At 63.3% G+C, this 18875-nt stretch carries 15 protein-coding genes; 2 read left to right on the forward strand and 13 right to left on the reverse strand.

Annotated elements, in window-relative coordinates:
- Nucleotides 1-797 precede the first annotated feature (797 nt).
- From RUR49_RS04990 to RUR49_RS05025, 8 genes are all read right to left on the reverse strand, one after another.
- The gene (locus tag RUR49_RS04990) at nucleotides 798-3980 is read right to left on the reverse strand and encodes an efflux RND transporter permease subunit (protein WP_409145245.1); all 3183 of its coding nucleotides are present in this window, start codon (nucleotides 3978-3980) and stop codon (nucleotides 798-800) included.
- Nucleotides 3977-5395, reverse strand: a complete 1419-nt coding sequence (locus RUR49_RS04995) for an efflux RND transporter periplasmic adaptor subunit (protein WP_409145246.1) — start codon at nucleotides 5393-5395, stop codon at nucleotides 3977-3979. Before RUR49_RS04995 ends, RUR49_RS04990 begins: the two co-directional genes overlap by 4 nt.
- On the reverse strand, nucleotides 5392-5799 hold the full coding sequence (locus tag RUR49_RS05000; RefSeq protein WP_409145247.1) for a FixH family protein: 408 nt from the start codon (nucleotides 5797-5799) through the stop codon (nucleotides 5392-5394). The genes RUR49_RS04995 and RUR49_RS05000 overlap by 4 nt, the downstream gene beginning before the upstream one ends.
- A gap of 932 nt (nucleotides 5800-6731) precedes the next feature.
- Nucleotides 6732-8684, reverse strand: a complete 1953-nt coding sequence (locus tag RUR49_RS05005; protein WP_409145248.1) for a heavy metal translocating P-type ATPase — start codon at nucleotides 8682-8684, stop codon at nucleotides 6732-6734.
- Between the two features lie 269 nt (nucleotides 8685-8953).
- On the reverse strand, nucleotides 8954-9634 hold the full coding sequence (locus RUR49_RS05010; RefSeq protein WP_409145249.1) for a methyltransferase family protein: 681 nt from the start codon (nucleotides 9632-9634) through the stop codon (nucleotides 8954-8956).
- On the reverse strand, nucleotides 9600-9875 hold the full coding sequence (locus tag RUR49_RS05015) for a DUF2933 domain-containing protein (protein ID WP_409145250.1): 276 nt from the start codon (nucleotides 9873-9875) through the stop codon (nucleotides 9600-9602). The genes RUR49_RS05010 and RUR49_RS05015 overlap by 35 nt, the downstream gene beginning before the upstream one ends.
- A gap of 1262 nt (nucleotides 9876-11137) precedes the next feature.
- The gene (cueR, locus tag RUR49_RS05020; RefSeq protein ID WP_409145251.1) at nucleotides 11138-11590 is read right to left on the reverse strand and encodes a Cu(I)-responsive transcriptional regulator; all 453 of its coding nucleotides are present in this window, start codon (nucleotides 11588-11590) and stop codon (nucleotides 11138-11140) included.
- 61 nt (nucleotides 11591-11651) lie between these two features.
- A complete protein-coding gene (locus RUR49_RS05025; protein ID WP_409145253.1) occupies nucleotides 11652-14201 on the reverse strand; it encodes a heavy metal translocating P-type ATPase in 2550 nt (849 codons plus the stop codon).
- Between the two features lie 127 nt (nucleotides 14202-14328).
- Here RUR49_RS05025 and RUR49_RS05030 point away from each other — a divergent pair, with 127 nt between their 5' ends.
- Together RUR49_RS05030 and RUR49_RS05035 are read left to right on the forward strand one after the other, a co-directional pair.
- The gene (locus RUR49_RS05030; RefSeq protein ID WP_409145254.1) at nucleotides 14329-14580 is read left to right on the forward strand and encodes a heavy-metal-associated domain-containing protein; all 252 of its coding nucleotides are present in this window, start codon (nucleotides 14329-14331) and stop codon (nucleotides 14578-14580) included.
- 188 nt (nucleotides 14581-14768) lie between these two features.
- Nucleotides 14769-15035, forward strand: coding sequence for a hypothetical protein (locus RUR49_RS05035; RefSeq protein WP_409145256.1), 267 nt, complete (start codon nucleotides 14769-14771; stop codon nucleotides 15033-15035).
- Between the two features lie 10 nt (nucleotides 15036-15045).
- On the opposite strand, the gene copD is transcribed toward RUR49_RS05035, so the two are convergent.
- The 5 genes from copD to RUR49_RS05060 form a co-directional block, all read right to left on the reverse strand.
- Entirely contained in the window at nucleotides 15046-15921 is an 876-nt protein-coding gene (gene copD, locus RUR49_RS05040) for a copper homeostasis membrane protein CopD (protein ID WP_409145258.1), read from the reverse strand.
- Entirely contained in the window at nucleotides 15922-16605 is a 684-nt protein-coding gene (copC, locus tag RUR49_RS05045; protein ID WP_409145260.1) for a copper homeostasis periplasmic binding protein CopC, read from the reverse strand.
- A 5-nt stretch (nucleotides 16606-16610) separates the two neighbouring features.
- Entirely contained in the window at nucleotides 16611-17585 is a 975-nt protein-coding gene (locus RUR49_RS05050; RefSeq protein ID WP_409145261.1) for a hypothetical protein, read from the reverse strand.
- Nucleotides 17586-17616: 31 nt separating this feature from the next.
- Complete coding sequence (locus tag RUR49_RS05055; protein ID WP_409145263.1) at nucleotides 17617-18258, reverse strand: DsbA family protein; 642 nt, start codon at nucleotides 18256-18258, stop codon at nucleotides 17617-17619.
- Nucleotides 18259-18341: 83 nt separating this feature from the next.
- Nucleotides 18342-18809, reverse strand: coding sequence for a MerR family transcriptional regulator (locus RUR49_RS05060; protein ID WP_409145265.1), 468 nt, complete (start codon nucleotides 18807-18809; stop codon nucleotides 18342-18344).
- Nucleotides 18810-18875: the final 66 nt, after the last annotated feature.

An 18875-nucleotide genomic window follows, 5' to 3' on the forward strand; every position in this document is an offset into this window, starting at 1 on the left:
TGGGAGCCCGGCGCACGCAGATACGGTGGCGGCAGCAGCCACCAGGATAGCAATTTTCATGAAGAACCTCGGAGCCGAGCGGCTCGCAGGTCACCGCGCGGTGACTGCGGCGGAGCTCATCCGTATGCCCAAGTCAGATTGGCTGCGGATAACATCGACAGCCCCGCGAGCCCCGCACCCTGGAGATCAACTCCGGATGCGAATTGTACTCGCGTAAACTGGCCGTCGATCAGGCTCAGGAATGCCTGGGAGGACGATCGAGCCTTGAAGGTTCCGAACGGGCTGCATCTTCTGCGCCCGCGCGTTCAGCCGGCGCACGCAGCACGATCCGCGGGTGCAGCGTCTGTGCGGTCGCCCCTATGACCTGATGGCAAGCCATTGCACAACAAGTCTCCGTCGCGGGCGAAGACTGATGGTCCGCGCAGCCAGCAGCCTCCTGCTCACAATCGCCCAGACCGGCATTCACGCTATCCCCGTGATGCCTCGCATCCCCGGCGTGAACCTCATGCTGAGAGCCCGCACCATGGTGGCCGCCAGGAGCTACGACCTGCACGCCTGCCAGACTCCAGCCCGCGCTCGAAAAAACGAGCGCGAACACGGAGAGCAGAATCACGAAGGGGCGGACGCAGCGGTTCATGTCAGCGAAATGATATAGTGATCGGACCGGATTGCAAGGGCGTGCACGCGACGAACCTCATCAGGCATTAGATGTCGAAACTGTGGCGGCGGCGACCACCATTAGAGATGAGACAAAATGTGCCAGCGCAGGATTCTTGTGTCTGAGAACGAAGAATTGATCAAGTCAGCGCCGCAGGAGGGTCGAGGGTTGCCGCGCTGCTGCTTCGTTTACCTGTCGACCGCCCAACAGGGCGCGGCAGCCGCCAGCCCTTGACCAGCGCATAGATGGCCGGGATGACGACGAGCGTCAGGACCGTCGACGAAATCATGCCGCCAATCATCGGAACGGCGATGCGCTGCATTATCTCGGAGCCTGCTCCGGTGCTCCATAAGATCGGCACGAGCCCGGCCACGATGGCGACGACGGTCATCATTTTCGGCCGCACCCGCTCAACGGCACCGAGCATGATGGCGAGATTGAGATCGGCGCGCGTGAACGGGCGGCCCTCCGAGGCCCGTTTCGCCCGAACCTCTGCCATCGCCTGGTCGAGATAGATGAGCATGACGACCCCCGTCTGCGCTGCAATCCCAGCAAGGCCGATGAAGCCGACGGAGACCGCGACCGACATGTTGAATCCGAGCCACCACGTCAGCCAGAGGCCGCCGACGATTGCGAAGGGTAGCGAAAGCATGACGATCAGTGTCTCGGTCAGCGCCCGAAAATTGAGGTAGAGCAGCAGGAAAATGATCGCCAGCGTGATCGGCACAACGACCGCTAGCCGCGCTTCCGCCCGTTGGAGATACTCGAACTGGCCGCTCCAGCCGACGGTGTACCCCGGCGCGAGCGGCACGCCACCTGCGACAGCCAGCCTGGCTTCGTCGACATAGCCACCGAGGTCACGCTCGGCGATGTCGACGAAGACGTAGACCACAGGCTGGCCGTTCTCGGTGCGGATTGACGTCGCGCCGCGCCTGAGCTCGACCGCGGCGACCTCTCCAAGCGGCACGCTTCCCCCATCCGGCAGCGGCACGTGGACGTCGCGGGCGATCGCCTGAGGGTCGGAGCGCAGGTCGCGCGGGTAGCGGATGGTCACGCCGTAGCGTTCGCGCCCCTCGATCATCGTGGTCACCGTTTCGGCACCGAGCGCGGTGCTGACCACGTCCTGCACGTCGCCAACGGTGAGCCCGTAGCGACCGATGGCGACGCGGTCCGGGACGATGTCCAGATAGTAGCCGCCGATCACCCGCTCGGCGTAGGCGCTCGACGTGCCGGGGACACCGCGCAGCACTGCCTCAATTGCCCGTGCGATGCGTTCGAGCTCGGCGAGGTCAGGGCCGAATACCTTGACGCCGACCGGAGTGCGGATTCCCGTCGCGAGCATGTCGATGCGTGCGCGGATTGGCATCGTCCAGGCGTTCGACACGCCGGGGAACTGAAGCGCCGAGTCCATCTCGGTTTTCAGGTCGTCGATGGTGACACCAGGGCGCCACTCGCTCTTCGGCTTCAGGTTGATGATCGTCTCGAACATTTCCATCGGCGCCGGATCAGTCGCCGTCAGCGCCCGGCCGGCCTTGCCGTACACCGAGTCGACCTCCGGGAACGATTTGATGATGCGGTCCTGCATCTGCAGCAGCTCCGCCGCTTTGGTGACAGAGAGACCGGGCAGAGTGGTCGGCATGTACATCAGCGTCCCCTCGTCCAGCGTCGGCATGAACTCAGATCCGAGTTGCCGAATTGGCCAGAGCGTCGCCCCGAGGACGAGCAGGGCCACGAGGATGGTCGGCGCTTTCGCCTTCAAGATGCCGCGGATGATTGGGCGATAGATCCAAATGAGCAGGCGGTTGACCGGATTGCGGTGCTCCGGGACGATCCGCCCCCGAACGAAAATCACCATCAGGGCGGGCACGAGAGTTACTGAAAGCAGTGCCGCCGCCGCCATTGCGAACGTTTTGGTGAAGGCAAGCGGTCCGAACATCCGTCCCTCCTGCGCTTCGAGGGTGAAGATTGGCAGGAAGGAAACCGTGATGATTAGCAGGCTGAAGAACAGCGCTGGACCGACCTCCGCGGCGGCGTTGATCAGTACCTCGCTGCGCGACCTGCCGGGCGGCGCCCGTTCGAGATGCTTGTGCGCGTTCTCGACCATGACGATGGCGGCGTCGATCATTGCGCCGACGGCAATAGCGATGCCACCGAGGCTCATGATGTTGGAGCCGAGCCCGATCGCCTTCATGGCGGCGAATGAAACGAGAATGCCCACCGGCAGCACCAGAATTGCGACAAGGGCGCTGCGCAAATGAAGGAGGAAGACGAAGCAGACGATTGCGACGATCACACTCTCCTCGAGGAGCGTGTCTCTCAGCGTCTCGATAGCGCGGTCGATCAGCTCTGAACGGTCGTAGACAGGCACGATCTCGGCCCCGTAGGGGAGCGACGACGCGATCCCGGCGAGGCGCTCCTTGACGCCGTCGATGACGGCGAGGGCGTTGGCGCCGAACCGTTGCAGCACGATGCCGCTCGCCACCTCGCCGTTGCCGTCGAGTTCGGCAATGCCACGCCGCTCGTCCGGCCCTATCTCGACGCGAGCCACGTCCGCCAGCCTGAGCGGCACCCCGCGTTCGGTCCGCAGCGCAATGCTCTCGATGTCGGCCGTGCTCGCGAGGTAGCCGCGGCCGCGCACCATGAATTCGAACTCGGAGAGTTCTACTGTCCGCCCGCCGACGTCCATGTTGCTGCGCCGCACCGCCTCGCGAAGCTCGTCGAGGGAGATGCCCTGCGCTCGCAGTCGGGACGGATCGACGACGATCGAGTACTGCTTCACGAAGCCACCAACGCTCGCGACTTCCGCGACGCCCTCGGCTCTCGACGCAGCGAAGCGCACGACCCAGTCCTGGAGCGAGCGCAGCTCGGCCAGCGACGCCGCCTTGGCAACGACTGCGTACTGGTACACCCAGCCGACCCCTGTCGCGTCCGGCCCGAGGGTGGGCGTCACGCCCGCCGGCAGGCGGGTGGCAGCGGTGTTGAGGTACTCGAGCACGCGACTGCGCGCCCAGTAGGGGTCCGTCCCTTCCTCGAAGATGATGTAGACGAAGGACACGCCGAAGAACGAGAAGCCACGAACCACCGTCGAGCGCGGCACAGTCAGCATCGCCGTGGTTAGCGGATAGGTGACTTGATCTTCCACTACCTGCGGCGCCTGGCCGGGGAACTCGGTGTAGACGATCACCTGAACGTCGGAGAGGTCGGGGATCGCGTCGAGCGGCAGCGTGCGCAGCGCCAACACGCCCGCCGCGACGGCGAAGGCGGTGCCGACGAGGACCAGCACGAGGTTGCGCGCCGACCAGGCGATGAGGCGGGCGATCATGGCGTCGGCACCGCCGCGGCCAGGGCGCGGAGCGCTGACTTCAGGTTGCTTTCGGCATCAATCAGGAAGGTCGCCGAGACGACCACCCGGTCGCCGTCGGTCACGCCCTCGATGATCTCGACAAGGTCCGCACCGCGCGAGCCGACCGTGACATCCCGAGGCTCGAAGCGGCCATCGCCGAGGTCGAGGATCACGAGGCGCCGGGTTCCCGTGTCGATTACTGCGCTCGCGGGTACTGTGAGCACGGGTCCCTCGCCGCCCACGGCGATTTCGACGTCGGCGTACATGTCCGGCAGGAGCTCGCCACCGGGATTGGGGAGCTCAATGCGCACGCGCGCGGTTCTGGTTCCGACGTCGACCTGCGGATAAACGAGCGCCACGCGCCCCTCGAAGGTGCGGCCCGGCATCCCGCGCATCCGGATAGTGGTGGCGGCACCTACCCGCACAAATCCGATTTCCGATTCCGGGACATCCGCGACAACCCAGATCGTCGAGGTGTCGGCGAGGCGGAAGAGCAGATCGCCCGCCTCCATCCTCATGCCGTCGACCGCGCCACGTTCCAGGACCACGCCGGCGCGCGGCGCCGTCCAGGTGACAGAGACGGGGACCTTTCTAGTCCGCGCGATTTCTGCGATGGCGCCGGCGGGAACGCCGAGATTCTCGAGGCGCTGGCGCGCCCCGCCAGTCGCCGCACTGCGAGCGCCGCTGCCGAGGTCGGTGACAAACTGCGCTGCGGCGGCCGCGACCTCCGGCGCATAGAGGCGCACCAGGGCCTGACCCTCGACTACCCGGTCGCCCGTCGTGACGTCGGCGACCTCCTCCACGAACGCCTCGCTGCGCGCGGCGACGACCGAGATCCGCCGCTCGTCAAGTTGGACCCTCCCCGGAACTCGCAAAGGCCGCACGATGATCTGCCGGGTCACGGGTTCCGAGCTGACTCCCGTCCGCTGTAGCCTGCCAGGCGGCACCGTGACCGTCGAGCCGTCCCCGTCGCCGCCTTCGTAGACAGGGATGTAGTCCATCCCCATCGAGTCCTTCTTTGGCGTCTGCGAGGTGTCCGCCAGTCCCATCGGATGCCGATAGAAAAGCACGCGGCGGGAGGTGTCGCCCACGGCCGCATCGCTTGGATCCGGATCAGCGTCAAGGCTGACATCCTCGCTGCCTAGGACTGGCCGGAAGTCGCGGCCGTCCGCCGTCCGAGCCGGCGTCGCTGAGTAGATGGGCCGACCATCGGGATCACGGTAGTAGATGACTCCGCCGGACGGCGCCGCAGCGGCCCTGGCTGGCGCCGGCGCTGCATCGAAAAGGATCGCCAGACCGGGCAGTGGAATGCTCCGCTTACCAGCCCAGTAGCCTCCAGTCCCCGCCGCCATCACAGCGGCGAGGCCCAGACCTGCGACAGCCATGATCCTCATGGCAACGCCTCGAGGACCAGTTTGCTCTCGAGAGTTCCGGTTTCTCCTTGCACCTTGGCCGCCAGCGAGAGCTGCCAGCCGCCCTCCATCACGAGGTTGACCTTGAAGCGGTAGATCCCGGGCTCCGTAGATGGCAGCGCCTCAATCGGCGCCGTCATCGTCGGCATCCCGTCAGGCGCCATATCAATCCGTGTTGCGAATATCACCGCGTCCGGGACCGTTTTGCCCGATCGCTTGTCGACGAGCCGGACGTCGACGATCGCGCCGTCGCCGACGCGCGCGTCCGTCCGGACAAGTTGGAATTCGTAGTCGCCGATGTCGGCCCGGGTCGGCTGAAGTCCGCCTGCTGAAAGCAAGGCGGCGAGCGCCGCCGCGACGGCGCGCTTCGAAACGAAGGTCATCATGATATTGGAGGTCCCAGGTGCACCCGTGCGCCGTGCAGTTGCACGGCGGCGCGCGGTTCTCGGTCGCGCGCACATGACCGCCCGACGCGTCGAGCGGCACGATGCGACGCTCGCGCGCCGCAGGAGAACCTAGGTTCTTGGAGGTCGAGCCGGACGTTCTCCGGCTGAGGAGGCAGTGCGCAAGTCGCTGAACTGCTGAAGAAAGGCTTGATCGACGCTCGTGAAGGCCGATGCCGCGCCAAGAACTGCCACGACGGCGGAGCACTTCACCATGCAGACAGACGTCAGTGGACAATCATCCTGGCAATCAGAAAACGTGCCAACTTTGCTTGGGCAACACGGCATGTCATCCATGATGTCCGCTGCCATATCCGACATCAAATCAGTGGGGGACTGCACCTCAGCCGTTGCGCGCTCACTAGCCGCGACCAGCGGGCCGAGCAGCAGCCCAACGATCGCCATGAGCGGGAGCAAATGTCTAAGTGAGCGTCCGATTTTCATTCGCTATGTGATGTCACAGGCTCAGCCGGTTTGAAAGGGACCTTTCGACCGACCTTGTAAGCGAAGGTCACTGCTCCTTCGAGGAAAGCGATGCCGGGCGTGCCTTTATGGCGACGAGAGCATACCCGCGGAAAAGTGTGAGCTTCTGGCGACGGCTCCCCTCCAACGCTGGAGGCGGTCGATGTCAGACCTTAGCGATGGAGCCGTTGGGGCGCGGGCTGGGGGCGGACTCGATGGCTCATGTAGGTGCATCGCAATGGCGTTCGAATCCAAGTGTAAGCTCACTCAAAAAAATGCCACTCGTCTGCCGTCTGGGGCCAGACTTTCCGTTCTAATTGTCGCATCCGCCGGTCAATGAAAGCCCGCGTCAAGGGGGCACCAATGCCATAGCTGGTGTGCATCGGACGCTTTCTGACGCGCAACGTCGGCAATCATCCATGCCTCCTGTAGGAACGGAGGAGTTGTGCGTTTATGGCAACGATGACGGTGCTGGCAGACATGAAAGCGGCAGCCACAGCCGGTGTCATCATGAAGCCTGTTCCGAAGGTAATACCGGCCGCCATCGGCACAGCGATCGCGTTGTAGGCCGTTGCCCAGATGAGGTTCTGCACCATCTTGCGATAAGTGGCGCGCGACAGCCCTAGGATGGCCCCGACATCGCGCGGGTCGCTCCTGACCAGCACGACGTCGGCGGACTCCACGGCGACGTCGGTACCAGCTCCGATGGCAATCCCGAGGTCGGCCACGACCAGGGCAGGTGCGTCGTTCACACCGTCGCCGACCATGGCGACGGAGAGCCCGCGCGCCTGCAGCTCCTCGATCTTCTCTGATTTCTGATCGGGCAGTACCTCAGCAAAGTACTCGGTGATGCCGAGTTCCTCGGACACCGCCTTTGCAACCCCCTCGGCATCGCCGGTGAGCATGACTGAGCTGATCCCGAGGGCCTTGAGTTCAGCGATGGCTTCTTTCGATTCCGGACGGACGATGTCGGCCAGCGCGAAGAGTGCGCGTGGCGCGCCGTCGCGGACGATGACGACGACCGTCTTGCCCTGTCCTTCCAATCGTTTGAGGCTGTCATGAGCGATGGCGTTGCCCTGCCGCGCGAGGTGGCCGGGGCTCACAATGCGGATGTCCTGGCCGTCGACCCTGGCGGAAATGCCCTCGCCGGTGATGTTGCTCACGTCGGTGGCCCTGAGGACGGTCAGGCTACGCTGCTTCGCCTCGGCAACGATGCCGTGAGCGATGGGATGCTCGGACTGGCTCTCGGCAGCCGCCGCATAAGCCAGCTCTTCGTTCTCGTCGCCACCGGCGAGCAGCACGACGTCGCTGACGCCGAAGCGGCCCTCGGTCAGGGTTCCGGTCTTGTCGAACACCACGGTACTGAGGTTGCGAGCCCGCTCGAAGGCGGCGCGGTCGCGGATCAAAAGCCCATTACCGGCGGACAGTGAGGTGCTGACTGCGACGACGAGCGGAACAGCGAGGCCGAGCGCGTGTGGACAGGCGACGACCATCACCGTCACCATCCGCTCCATCGCGAACTCGAGCGGCGCATCCAGCACCAGCCACCAAACGAAGAGAGTGCCGAAACCGACCGTGAGCGCGATATAGGTCAACCATGAGGCGGCACGGTTGGCGAGGTCCTGGGTGCGGGACCGGGTGGCTTGCGCCTTCTTCACAAGCTCAATGACTTGCGCCAGATAAGTGGCATCACCGGTGGCGGTGACCTCGATCGTCACGGCATTGGCGCCGTTGATCGCGCCTCCGATGGCGGTCGCCCCGACGGTCTTCGCGACCGGCCGGGATTCGCCGGTCAGCATCGCCTCGTTGAAGCCGGTTGAGCCCTCGACGATCTTGCCGTCCACGGGCACCTTTGCGCCGGGCCGTATCAGAACGCGGTCTCCCGGCTTCAAGGCCGAGATCGCCACCTCATGGGTCGCACCGTCAGCGTCGACCTTCGTCGCACTGTCGGGCAGGAGCCGGACAAGTTCCTCCAACGCCCGCGAGGCGCCCATCACCGAGCGCATCTCGATCCAGTGACCGAGCAGCATGATCGCGATCAGCGTCACCAACTCCCAGTAGAATTCCTCGCCCGAAAAGCCGAAGGTGACGGCGGCTGAGAAGAAGTAGGCGGCCGAGATCGCGAGCGCGATCAGCGTCATCATTCCGGGCTGACCCTTGCGTAGCTCGGAGGTGAACCCCGTCAGGAACGGCCATCCGCCGTAGACGTAGGCGACAGTAGAGAGCACGAAGAGGACATAGCGGTCGCCTGGGAAGGCCAGTGCCTCGGCTATGCCGAGCCAGTGCTGGATCATCGGCGAGAGCAGGAGCACCGGCGGTGTGAGGATTAGCGTCGCCCAAAAGCGGCGGCGGAAATCGGCGACCATTGCACTATGATCGTGCCCACCATGCCCTCGGTTTCCATTGTGTTTAGGGCCACCGTCCGCGACGACGTCCCCACGTGTTGCCGATGAGGGATTCAAACTCCCATCGCCGTGTACATCGTGGTCGCGGCGTCTGGAGTGGGTCTGCGGCCGATCTACCGTCATTCTGATCTGTCCTGCGGGGGGCGTTTGCGACTCGGACCCGCTTGCCATTCATTGGAAGCTGTAGAATCCTTGGTGTTGCCATGGATTCCCGTTTTTGATATCGACCATTATCCGGCACTATATCTAAACAGACCGGCGGGGCGCGGCAGGAACGCTGGAACCGCGTTTGCATATAGACGGTACCGTTCACCGAATACCGCCCCCACTTCTCGCTCTTCGGTCTTCGCGAGCCGCCAATACATGACCAGCAAAACTGGCAGCATCAGGCCCGTGACCAGCGTCGGCCACTGCAGGAAAAAACCGACCATGATTAGCGCGAAGCCGGCATACTGCGGATGCCGCAGTCGGGCGTATGGACCGGTCGTCGCGAGGGTTCCCTTCTTCTGCGCATCGTGGAGCACCCGCCAGGCAGAGGCGATCAGCATGAAACCGCTCCCGATGAAAACGTAGCTCAGCAGATGGAACGGGCTGAAATGCGGATTCATCGACCAGCCGAACAGGGCTGGCCAGAGATGTCCAGCATCGTGCGAGAGCGGATCGAGAGCCGGAACGGTGCTGCCAACCCAGCCTGCCAGGAGGTAGAGCGTCAGAGGGAACCCGTACATCTCTGCAAACAACGCAACGATGAAGGCCGAAAAGGCCCCAAGCGAGCGCCAGTCTCGCGTCGTGTTCGGCTTGAAGAAGCTGAATGCGAACAGGATGAAGATACCCGCGTTTAAGGCGGCCAGAAACCACAGACCATAGGCCGGAACATCACCGTTCATCGCGGCCACCATTTTGCCCGCCATGGCCGCCGTGACCACGATGCATAAAGAAATGCATGCCGATACAGATAAGTAGTGGAAGAAGAAGGGGAAGTATCCCTAGAGCGTGCGCACGGTGCTCAATCCAGAGTAAAACACCACCAACGGCCAGAAAGACGCATAGCGCAAGTCCCGCTGGTGTGCTCAGGAATGGCCGCCGCACGCCTTCGTCTAGCATTGGGATAACCGGATCATGTTCGTGGTGAGTCATGGCCTGCAACCTCATCCTGGTGAGATCCTGAAGTGATCATCCCTTTTACGTATCGATAAGTGGTTTCGTTGGTTCCGAGGCCAACAGAGAACTCCACAACGACTTTGTGTGCGATGGGGGCGATCGCGGAGACAGTGCCGCGCGACGGAGCCAGCACGGTATCGCGCGTCGAACCTCCGAACGCCTCCTGTTGACCATACCCACCTGGAAGCGACATCCGAGCACGTGCATCGGATGGGCCATGCTGGCCTGGCCGTAGAATGCAGTTTCGACCCTTCTGACTGCGCACACGGCGGCGGCCATTGCTAGGTCGCGCCGGCCCGAAATTGGTGGCGACGGAATCGAGTCGGGCATCCCAGCGGCGATGGTCGACGCCAGAAACTGGCGGTGCGACAGATTTTCCATGCATGGGTCTCTTCGGAACGTGAGGGGATCGGATCGGACCGAAATGGCCAACCGAACGAGCCCGACACACCGAAGAGGTGCGCGGGCTCAGACGTTCGTGGCGAGACTCGGAGGACGCAAACCGGGCGACGGCGCGCTGCCGGCTTGACTATCATCGGTTAGCGCTGTCAGCATCTCAGTAACCGCGGCGGCCCGGATTGCGGCCGTTGATGAACTCAGCGGGCTGCAAAAAGAACAAACACCGGAGATGCAGCAGGTCGTACCATTGTCCTTATCGACAGTGCCGGCACAAGGCTCGTTTCCGATCGTCTCATCACCTGCAGGCACAACCTCATGCGAAAAAGACGCGGTAGATGCGGAATGATTGCCCACCTCAGCATGCACAAGACCGGATCCTGAGATCGAAAACGCTAGTACCAGCAGCAGCACAAGCCAATGTCCCAAGGTCCACGTCAAAAGATGCGGATCCTTCCTGCATTGACATGTACTCGCCCTCGCCATACGAGACCTTTTTCCTCTCACAGGTTTTGTGATATTTTTCTTATAGCAGGTCGATGCTGCTTGTGCAATGATCTGGATCAAGATAGCGATCGTAGGGTTCGGGATTGCCGACAGGCAAAACACTGTGCCGATGAGAGCTGTCTGCACGTCCCGGCGACACTCGAGTGGCGCGCCCGACTCCTTCCTGCGGGGGTCTCTGGCCATCTTCCGGCTGCTCGTCGCTGTGTCGAACAGCGGCTACTTTTTCGTGGTCGTGCCGGCAGTTGTCGGGAAGACATCTTCCGTTGGGTCGACGTCGCGGACAAGGCAAGCCAGCGAGAGGCGGTGAATCCCTGACAGGCCTACGATTTTCCAGCTCTTCGTAGATCCTGCTACGTAAGCAACTCGTCTATCTTACCAAAGCGGCGTGACTTCGTCTTGAGAGACGGCCGAGCATCGTTTTTGGCTAACCCTTCGATGATCGGACAATCCGGCCTATCGTCGCCGTGGCAACGTTCAGCAAGCGCTTCCAGCGCAGCAATCATCCCCTCAATCTCCCTCAGCTTCGCCCTCAGAGCGTCAACATGACCGATTGCGAGTGCTTTCACATCGGCGCTGGCGCGTTCGCGGTCGTTCCACAAGCCAAGAAGCTCCCTGATCTGCTCGACGGTGAAACCGAGATCTCGCGCTCGGCGGATGAAGCGCAACCGGTGTACGTCGGCGTCGACATAACCGCGATATCCACTGGCGCTGCGAGCTGCTCTCGGGATCAATCCGGTCTGCTCATAGTACCGGATCATCTTGGAGCTAACGCCAGACGCGGCGGAGACCTCACCGATGTTCATGATGGTACGTCTCGTTAAAGAGGGCTCTCAAAGCGTTCCAAACTTGGCGGCTCGTCCGACCCTAGGCGGCCGCCTTCAAGGGGGACGACTCTGATCGGGCATCGGCGGCAGGGACGCCCGCCGCCATCACGGGCATGAACATCTTCAGCCGCAGGGCGTTCATGAGGACAAACACACTCGACAGTGCCATTGCGCCAGCTGCAAGAACCGGTGAGAGCAACGTACCCGTGACAGGGTAAAGTGCGCCCGCCGCAACGGGTATCAGGGCCGCATTGTAAGCAAATGCCCAAAACAGGTTCTGCTTGATATTCTTGATGGTGGCGCTGGACAAAGCGACCGCATTGACTACGCCGCGAAGGTCACCGGACATCAGGACAACGTCGGCCGACTCGATCGCCACGTCGGTGCCGGTCCCGATCGCGAGTCCTACATCCGCCTCTGCGAGTGCAGGGGCGTCGTTAATGCCGTCTCCGACGAAGGCGACCGTGCGCCCAGAACCTCTCAATGCCTGGACCGCTTTGACCTTGCCGTCCGGCAGAACCTCCGCGACGACCTCGTCGATGCCGAGCTGGCGGGCAACGGCCTCGGCGGTTCCGCGGCTGTCTCCCGTGATCATGGCGACCTTGAGTCCAAGCCCGTGCAGCGCTCGGATCGCCTGAGGCGTGGTCTCCTTGATCGGATCGGCGACAGCGATCACTGCCGCCAGCTTGCCGTCGACCGCGGCATAGAAGGGCGACTTTCCCTCGGCTCCCAGCCGCGCCGATTCCGCTGCGAACTGCGCCACGTCATGACCCAGCGCGATCATGTAGCGATCGGCGCCGGCTGCGACGTGTCTGCCGCCGACGGTCGCCGCAACGCCATAGCCCGGCACCGCCTCGAACCGATCTGTGTTGCCGAGCTTCAATCCACGCTCCTCGGCCGCCGAGACGACCGCCTGGGCGATTGGGTGCTCGGACTTGGCCTCGACCGCAGCGACCAGGGCCAGCACCTCGTCGCGGCCAAAGCCGGCAGTAGGCGTCAGATCGGTTAGTTCCGGATGCCCCTTGGTCAGCGTGCCGGTCTTGTCGAGCGCAATCACTGAAACGTCTCGGAGCGACTGCAGTGCCTCGCCCTTTCGGAACAACACCCCGAGTTCGGCAGCCCGGCCCGTGCCGACCATGATCGACGTCGGGGTGGCGAGTCCCATTGCACACGGACAGGCAATGATGAGGACCGCCACGGCGTTGACCAGTGCGTACGTGAGCGTAGGGGTGGGGCCGAAGAAGGCCCACAGAACAAACGTCAGCAATGCGACGCCCATGACGGCCGGCACAAACCATGCCGTCACCTTGTCCACCAAGGCCTGGATGGGAAGCTTCGCGCCTTGCGCCTGCTCGACCATGCGGATGATCTGAGCAAGCATCGTATCCGCGCCCACCTTGGTCGCGCGGAAGGAGAAGGCGCCAGTCTTGTTGATCGTGCCACCCACCACCTGTGTGCCGGCAATCTTAGCAACCGGCGACGGCTCCCCGGTGATCATGGACTCATCGACGTAGGAGCTGCCTTCGACCACCTCTCCGTCGACGGGCACCCTCTCACCCGGGCGAACATGAACGACATCGCCGGCGCGAACCTCCGGCAGTGGCACTTCGACCATCCTGCCGTCACGTTCGACCCGCGCAGTCTTCGGCTGCAGTCCAACCAGCCGCTTGATCGCCTCGGACGTCCGGCCCTTGGCCTTCGCTTCGAGATAGCGGCCGAGCAAGATCAGCGTCACGATGACCGCTGCAGCCTCGTAGAAGACGTTGGCTGTACCGACGGGCAGCATCTGCGGCAGGAAGGTCGCAACGACCGAATAGATCCAGGCCGCTGACGTGCCGACGACGACCAGCGAATTCATGTCCGGCGTACCACGGAGCAGGGCGGGTATCCCTTTCCTGAAGAACCGCCGGCCCGGTCCGAACAAAACCGCCGTAGCCAGGACGAACTGGATCAGCCAACTCGCCTTCATGCCGACTGTGTTCATCACGAGGTGATGGATCGCCGGGACGAGGTGCGAGCCCATTTCGAGCACGAAAACCGGCAGGGTGAGCACCGCCGCGACGATGAGATCCCGACGCAGCCAGGTCATTTCGCGCGCGCGGACCGCCCGCTCCCGGTCAGCGGAGGCACCATCGCTCCCGAGGTGGCGCGGTTCGTAGCCGGCCCGCCGGATCGCGTCCGCCAGGTGTTCGACGGAAACGACGCCGGCGGTGAAGCGCACGCTAGCCCTTTCCGTAGCAAGGTTCACCGTGGCGGCAATCACGCCCGGCACCGCCATCAGCGACCGCTCGACGTGCGCGACGCAGGACGCGCAGGTCATGCCTTCCACGCCGAGCTCTATCGTACTCTCTGACACTCCGTAGCCCGCCGCCTCGATGGCGCGGACAACTGCGGGGGCATCGGGGCTTCCGATGAAGGCGACATCAGCCCGCTCGGTCGCGAGATTGACGTTTACCGTCGCCACTCCGGGTACCTTGGCGATCGCCTTTTCGACGTGCGCGACACACGAGGCGCACGTCATGCCCTCAACGGGAATGCTGAGGGCGGGATCGTCTCGTTCGACGCGCTGCAATGGAACGACGCTGGTCATGGCAGTTCCTCCTTCTCGAACCATTGCGCACCCAATTGGGGCTTCCAACGATGGGAAGGTCAAGCCCCGTCGAGGAGGGGAATTTTTTGGGCCGCCGCTTGACCTTGCCATGGTGGCAAGGACCACCTTGATCATCGAGCACCGCAAATCGAGGAGAGTTCGTATGTTCCGAATAAGTGTTCCCGACATGACCTGCGGCGGCTGTGTCCGCCGGGTTACCAACGCGATCCGCAGCGTGGATCCGGCGGCCGATGTCACTGCCACTCCGGCCACGCGCGAAGTGACGATCGCCACGCATGCCAGTGGGCAGGCGGTCCTCACCGCGTTGGCCGAAGCCGGCTATCCGGCCGAACGAAATAGCCGCACGGCGGCTGCGTGAGTGTCCGAGGGGCGCTACTTCGGGTTTCGCCCCTCGCCTCCCCATTTCTGGGCGGATCGATTGAGCGGCTAGGCTCTCGCATGTGAACCACTATCGCAGGCACACGCTGCCGCCAGCGTGCTGCTGGCTAGTGCTCCGCAGGCGGCGGGAAGACTGACAGTCCATCCATGCCTGGCCGATCGCCGAGGGTGCTCTTCAAGGAGCAGCGAGAAGAGTTCGCCTGGATCGCGGCCGCCCGTCGTCAGGACCCGGATCGCCATCAGGATGCCGCTGCGCACAGAAAAGACGGCTTCGGGGTCGAGATTCGCCAGATGCTGGAGCAACTCGGCGCCAAGCCGCTTTCCCTTCGCCAGCACCTCGTTGTCGACGAGGGCGAGTCCTTCCTCCGCTACCGTCTCCACTCGGTGGAAGGCACAAACTTTCGCGCCGGGGGTTGGCCGGACCATCCACTCTGAAGGAGCCGTCTCAGGTCTCGGGACTGGTTTGTCCCAGAATGCTTGCAGCGAAGATGATCGAGACGCCAATTCCCTGCTCGAGCAGAACCGACCAGCAGAGCAGCCGAAGGACGATACCTCCGCCACTAGGATCTTTGACTTTTGGCATTAAATGGAGACGATTCAAGAGCGCGAGAGCCAATATTGCAATGAACAGTTCTATCTTTACGATGAGTATGCGGTCGTATTCTTCCGACAGATTGGGAATCCGTCCGATCACGAGCCACGTATTGAGCATTCCCGTGACTGTTATCATTGCGACGCAGACAATTCCCATGGACGAAAAGTGCATGAGGATGCGCAGCGCCCGTTTGTGTTCTGCTGTCTCCCGGGCCAGCTGCCGAAGGGCGAGTGCTAGAGGCGGCAACCCGCCGAGCCACGCGCCGGCTGGCAGGAGATGAGCAATCTGCAGCACGCGATTTATCGTGCCGCCTATTGCGGCATGACCAACCCAAGCCTGGCTCCCGAGCACGACGGTCGCCAGGGCGAGTGTCGCGACCGTCGAGAGCCTGGAGGCCGCGACGAAAACGAGCAGGAGCGCGAAAGCGAGGCGAACGAGCCAAACCGGGCCGAAGTCGGTTTCGAATAGAATCGTTTTGGACGTGCTGACAAAGCTGGCGGCGTCCGTGCCTCCAAAATCGACGATGACGAGCGCCAGCCAGATCAACGCGGAGAGGAGCGCCAGCACTGCGGCGCCGAAAACGAGCGGCCGTGTGCGCCGCTCTAATTGTTCGCGATCGTCTCGGCCAACGGCATAGAAGGGGAACAGTGCCGATCCAAAGGTGGCCATCGCCGCAGCAAGAAACGCTACCCGGGCGACGATGAGTATCCCGCCTTCGTCGATCACCTACGGCCTGATCTCGAAGGCGAAATCGCCCTTCAATTTGTGCATATCGGCGGAAACCGTCCGCCATCGCACGCGATAGGTCCCGGGCGTAAGCGGGGCGTCGATTCGCACGATGAAGCCCATCGCGTCGCCGGGGTCTGCGGAAGCCTCTCCGACACTGACGGCGTTGCCCTCGGCAGTCATCAAATCGATGCCGGACAGACTGACGGCAATCCGCTCGTTGAACGTCAGCCGAATCTCTCGTGGGGTAGTTGCTGTGACGCTGTTCGCCGCCGGCATGGACTCCACGAGCTTGACGTGCGCGTCAGCGGGTGAAGCCGCCAGCAGAAGGCATATCGGGAGGATCAGGCAGAGCAGTATCCAGCGCAATTTTTTGAACTCCTGCTGGTTCTGGACGGAATTCCGACGATTTTGGGGAGGCGGGCGCGCATGGACTTGGTGAACTGCCACAACTGCAGCCGCTTCGGCAAGGCTCGGCAATTTTCGCGGGGACCGTGAGAACTTCTCGATCCGCGCAGGAGTTTGCGGTGGACGCTCGGTGAAGTTGCGGAGGCGGCATCCCGCCGTACCCGCCCTGCGGCCGCTCACCGTTCGCCAAAGCGCTCCGCGTGCAGCCTCGTTACCGCCTCTCTCCGGTCGCACGAACGCGTACTTTTCCACACGCGCGGGCTTTTCCAGCGCCACGACGCTTAGTCGACCGTGAAGGGATCGACCAACGCGGCTTCCGGGCGGCTCACCTTGACCCCCCCGGCGGTCAGACGGCCGAGGTATTCGGGCCCTCTGGTTGCGAGAACGCGGCGGAACGTGGGGTGCATGCCGCCGTCGGCATAGGCGGACGGCATGGTCACCGCACCACCCTCCAACAGGGCCGTCACCGCAGCCTCGTCTTCCCGCTGCTTCGCTGCAACGAGCTCGCTTGCCGCCGAATCGATTTCGAACTCTGGGCAGGGCGCCAGCGGCTCGAACGGCGCATCCGGATCGCGCGGATTGGCATTGAAAACGTAGCGTCGGCCACAGTAGGCGACCTTCGGCGGCTGCCCGGCGACGTCGAAATGATCCGCCCCTTCCTTGAGATTGCGCCAAAAGGCGAGGTTGCGGTCGCCACGATGCTTCGCCAGGTTCTCCGGCGTCATTCGGAACGGTAGCGCCTGAACCTGGAAGCTGCGCTGCCCGCCGCCGAACGCCTCGCGCGCGACGGCGTAAATCTCGGCGACGCCGTCGTCCGTCAGAGCGTAGCAGCCCGACGAGGAGCAGGCGCCGTGGACCATCAGAGCGGAGCCCTCATAGCCGAGCGCCGCTTCCAGCGGATTGGGGAATCCGAGGTTGAAGGCTAAATAGTAGTCGGACTGCGGGTTCATCAGCCTCGGCGTGACGGAATAGAAGCCCTCTGGCGCTTGGCGGTCGCCTTCCCGCGTCTTGGGCCCGAGCTTTCCCGACCAGCGGCACATCGGGTAGGTCTTCAGCAGGGCGTACCGGCCCGTGCGATCCCGCTTCCAGATTTCGAGTTCGCTCTCCTGCTTGTAGATCCGGACCATGATCGGGTCGGTCTGCGTCATCTTCAGCGCGGACATTTGGCTTTGGAGTTTCGCAGGGATCGGCTCCAAATGCCGCACGTCCATGTCCATCGTCGAGCATGCCGAGAGAGCAAAAGCAGCGGCGATCACCGTAGCGAGTGCACGTAAACGCCCCATCCGGTCAGTTCTTAGCCTCGATCAGTGGGTCGACGAGTGCTCCGAACTGCTCGGGCGACAGCGCGCCCGACTCCATCTGGCCATTGATGAAAAACGTCGGCGTCGACTTGACGCCCGCGGCCGCGCCGCGCCGCGAGACCTCGTTGATGTCGTCGAGGAGCTTCTGGTTTCGCAAGCACGCCTCGAACGCCTCACGCCCCATACTGGTTTGCCTCATAACTGAGTACAGCCCCTCGACTGGATCAGCGGCATGCGCCCAAAGGTCGTCCGAGCGATAGAGCGTGTCGACGACGGGGTACCACTTGTCCTCGCCGGAGCAGCGAGCGAGCATGAAGCCGGCTGTTGCCAGAGGGTCCAGTGGGAATTCCCGCATGATGAATCGAACTTTGCCGGTGTCGACGTACTTCTCCTTGATCGTCGGCCAGAAATTTACGTGAAAGTTCTTGCAGTGATGGCATGTGAGCGAGGCGTATTCGATCACGGTGACGGGGGCGTCCGGCGAGCCGAACACTTTCTCCGGCAGTGGACCCGGCTCCGTCAGCGCAACCTCCGGCTCCGTCTGTGCGAACGCAAACGGAATTGTCATGGCAAGGCTAAGGCCGCAAAGAGCAGCCGTCCGGAGGAGTGTGCGTCGCGTGCCGTGCATGACTGTCCCTCGATGATCGATCGGGGCGACACTCTGCAACTTCGAGCGGCTTGAGCTTCAAGCGGATTTTCGGCCATTTGCCGTCATTCGATCGTGAGGCTTTCCGCGTCCCCGTGGTGCTCATTCTCACAGAGGTCGTGATTACCCAGAACCTCGATGACGCGGCACTCCGCGACGCTCGTATGGCGGCAAGCCGTCATGCGTTGCAACTCCGTTTCCAGGGCGCGCAGGCGGGAGATGCGCCGGCGAACCGCGGCGAGTTGCTCGGTGGCGATCCTGTCAGCGTCCTCGCAGGACTGGTCGGGATCGTCGGCGAGGGTCAGCAACTCCCGGATTGCCTCGAGCGGGAAACCGAGTTCGCGAGAATGCCGGATGAAGGCCAGCCTTGTGAGGTGGCTCACGTCGTAGATTCGCTGGTTGCCGGCGGAACGCGCGGGAGGCGGCATGAGACCGATACTCTCGTAATAGCGGATTGTCGGCGTCTTCGTGCCCGTCCGCCGCGCCAGAGCCCCGATGACCAGTTGTCGAGGTCGTACGCCGTTCGTCGCCATGGCTCGGCCCCCTTGCAGCTCTAGTCGCTGGAAGTTGCATATGGACTGGTGACCCTCGTTGCCCAA

Origin of the sequence: Pseudoxanthobacter sp. M-2 (genome assembly GCF_046156265.1) — a bacterium.
Taxonomy (GTDB): Bacteria; Pseudomonadota; Alphaproteobacteria; order Rhizobiales; family Segnochrobactraceae; genus CAMDHY01.

What these genes read in the sequence shown, in the direction of transcription:
- RUR49_RS04990 (WP_409145245.1), bottom strand. Translation starts at nt 3,980, where the DNA reads ATGATCGCCCGCCTCATCGCCTGGTCGGCGCGCAACCTCGTGCTGGTC.
- RUR49_RS04995 (WP_409145246.1), bottom strand. Translation starts at nt 5,395, where the DNA reads ATGAGGATCATGGCTGTCGCAGGTCTGGGCCTCGCCGCTGTGATGGCG.
- RUR49_RS05000 (WP_409145247.1), bottom strand. Translation starts at nt 5,799, where the DNA reads ATGATGACCTTCGTTTCGAAGCGCGCCGTCGCGGCGGCGCTCGCCGCC.
- RUR49_RS05005 (WP_409145248.1), bottom strand. Translation starts at nt 8,684, where the DNA reads ATGGTCGCCGATTTCCGCCGCCGCTTTTGGGCGACGCTAATCCTCACA.
- RUR49_RS05010 (WP_409145249.1), bottom strand. Translation starts at nt 9,634, where the DNA reads ATGGCGGGCAAAATGGTGGCCGCGATGAACGGTGATGTTCCGGCCTAT.
- RUR49_RS05015 (WP_409145250.1), bottom strand. Translation starts at nt 9,875, where the DNA reads ATGAGGTTGCAGGCCATGACTCACCACGAACATGATCCGGTTATCCCA.
- cueR (WP_409145251.1), bottom strand. Translation starts at nt 11,590, where the DNA reads ATGAACATCGGTGAGGTCTCCGCCGCGTCTGGCGTTAGCTCCAAGATG.
- RUR49_RS05025 (WP_409145253.1), bottom strand. Translation starts at nt 14,201, where the DNA reads ATGACCAGCGTCGTTCCATTGCAGCGCGTCGAACGAGACGATCCCGCC.
- RUR49_RS05055 (WP_409145263.1), bottom strand. Translation starts at nt 18,258, where the DNA reads ATGCACGGCACGCGACGCACACTCCTCCGGACGGCTGCTCTTTGCGGC.
- RUR49_RS05060 (WP_409145265.1), bottom strand. Translation starts at nt 18,809, where the DNA reads ATGGCGACGAACGGCGTACGACCTCGACAACTGGTCATCGGGGCTCTG.